This window comes from Citrobacter sp. TBCS-14 (genome assembly GCF_005280805.1).
In the GTDB taxonomy this organism is placed as follows: domain Bacteria; phylum Pseudomonadota; class Gammaproteobacteria; order Enterobacterales; family Enterobacteriaceae; genus Citrobacter; species Citrobacter gillenii.
Genome location: NZ_SZWM01001152.1, coordinates 1 through 532, shown reverse-complemented (window position 1 = coordinate 532; position 532 = coordinate 1). Strand labels below are relative to the sequence as shown.

Sequence of the window (532 nt, the reverse complement as noted above, 5' to 3'; positions counted from 1 at the left end):
ATTTAGCTAATGAAATTGATTTATCTTGGTTCAAATAATATCTAAACGATTAAATCAAGATAGTATAAACAAATTCATAAAAGAAAAAAATGGAATTAAGTATTGACAAATATAAAATAATTTGATATCATGATATAAGAAAAGGAGAAATAAATGAAAATTTACTATGTGGCACTAACAACTGATAAAGACACAGTGGCTAAAAATTATAGCGGAAAACGATTATCTCTTTATACAAAAAAACACGAAGCTATTAAGACTTGTGTTTTATTAAATTATCAATGGGAGCTATTTTTCGGAAATGGAGCAAAAGAAGAAAAGCCGTTCAAAGTTTATTGCGTAGAATCAGAGCCAATGGAGGTAACTAGTGACTAAATTGAGAAAAAACCAGGTGGCATTAGTCGTAGGATTAAAAAAGGTTATAAATTGAGAGGCATGAAAGTTGAATTTATTTGATAAAGTAAGTACAGCTAAGGAGCTTAATAGGTTTAAGGCTTGACTTTTCAAGTCTTTTTTGTTATTATATACTAAA

1 protein-coding gene is annotated in these 532 nt (G+C 27.8%); it reads left to right on the top strand.

Translation table 11 applies throughout. The features are described from left to right. Positions 1 to 153 precede the first annotated feature (153 nt). Positions 154 to 375: a hypothetical protein gene (locus tag FDX22_RS24500; RefSeq protein ID WP_036851104.1), complete on the top strand. Its 222-nt coding sequence runs from the start codon at positions 154 to 156 to the stop codon at positions 373 to 375. Positions 376 to 532 lie beyond the last annotated feature (157 nt).

Bases quoted from the DNA above. Each gene is read 5' to 3' on its own strand.
- FDX22_RS24500 (WP_036851104.1), top strand. From the start codon at position 154: ATGAAAATTTACTATGTGGCACTAACAACTGATAAAGACACAGTGGCT.